The sequence below is a fragment of the Dysgonomonas sp. 521 genome, assembly GCF_010501055.1.
Classification (GTDB): Bacteria; Bacteroidota; Bacteroidia; order Bacteroidales; family Dysgonomonadaceae; genus Dysgonomonas.
This window is the reverse complement of sequence record NZ_QVMO01000212.1, coordinates 1-1389: the sequence shown is the minus strand read 5'-3', so window position 1 is coordinate 1389 and position 1389 is coordinate 1. Positions and strand designations below refer to the sequence as shown.

At 39.8% G+C, this 1389-nt stretch carries 2 protein-coding genes; both read right to left on the bottom strand.

Going from position 1 to position 1389, the window contains the following annotated elements:
• Positions 1–250: hypothetical protein (locus tag D0T84_RS22190; protein WP_163310093.1), on the bottom strand; the 250-nt coding region annotated here is incomplete at its 3' end.
• A complete protein-coding gene (locus D0T84_RS22185; RefSeq protein ID WP_163310092.1) occupies positions 243–1166 on the bottom strand; it encodes an AAA family ATPase in 924 nt (307 codons plus the stop codon). The genes D0T84_RS22190 and D0T84_RS22185, both read right to left, overlap by 8 nt.
• Between the last annotated feature and the right edge of the window lie 223 nt (positions 1167–1389).

Here is a 1389-nt window from a genome sequence, read left to right as displayed (position 1 = left end):
CTTTTTTGAATTGTTCCAGTTCTTTTTTCAGGTTTTGCGTATCGTCCTGTTGCTTTGTCTGGCTGTTTACTATCCGTTGCATATCCTGTATCATGCGCTGGTAATCGGCAGGCCGTTTTTCCAGAAATTCAGCCAGCGAGGTTGTGAGCTTGTGGCTGTAGGTCCATACCAGTTCTTCTTTGTCTGCTCCTTGCATCTGGTTGATAAGGACATGAAAACGTGCGTGAGGGTTGGGATTCGTTTTATTCATAATGTTCAGCGTCTAATAATTTATTGATGATTGCTTGCTGCAATCTTCGTTTATCTTTTATTACCATAATACTCTTTCCGGATAGTGTGTTTCGATAAACAGGATTTGAATTTTTGAAAATTTCGTCCTGTGTAGTTTTGCCTGTTACTCCATTTATCGCACATATTTTCCGGCAATCGGCCATAGTTACGCCAAGTACTTTGATATAATTCCTTTTAAACCGGCTATCTATTTCATCGTAACCTGGTTTATTTAAACGGACACCGTTTTTTATCTCATGTTCCAAGTTTTCAGTACCAAGAATGACTACACCAAGAATGCCGTGACACTCGTTTTCTATGTGTATAAGTGTGCGAAGTGCCGAAAATTTAAGAGAGTTGGCCTGATCCAATATAATCAGTGGTTTGATGCTGTGCATTCTTTTTGCAGCATCACACACAAGGTCGATAAGATCGCTTACCGATACATAACCTTTCGGCACGCTTATCCCCAACTCGTTTGCCAATTTTGTTAGAAATATTCCGGCACTCCATTCACGGCAATTCAATTTAAATACGCCCTGTTTTTTGTATAAATTCAAATAAGCGTCTGCCGCTGTTGTCTTCCCACATCCGGCATTGTCGGATATACCTTTGAATAGGCTTGCTTTTTTAGCATCATTCAATACGGTAAAGATGTTGCGGAAGTCCTCTACATCCGTGGCTATCTTCCAGCCTTCTTTGTTGTACTGATAGCCAAGTGCAGACGCAATTTTATCTAACATATTGTCACTATCGACAGTATAAGCTCCACTGCGAAGCTGCGAGATGGTGGCCTCCGATATACCACACTTTTTGGCGACTGCGCGGTACGAGCCTAACCGTGATTTTTCATCTTCGATGAGTTTCAGGATGTCGTTTTTTTGTACATTTGTCATATTGATTGGATTTTTTTAAAAGCCCTTTAAAGTCGGTTTAAAGCTGATTTAGGGGGCTTTCTGGTTTATATTAATAGTTACGAGTTAATGTGCCAATTAGCAAATATGCCGATGTGCCAATTAATTAGCAAATTCGAAAATTAGCATATTAGCAAATGATTGTCGCTCAATACTGCTTCCTGATATCTACTTTTATTTCTTCATCATCGCACTGCCATTCATT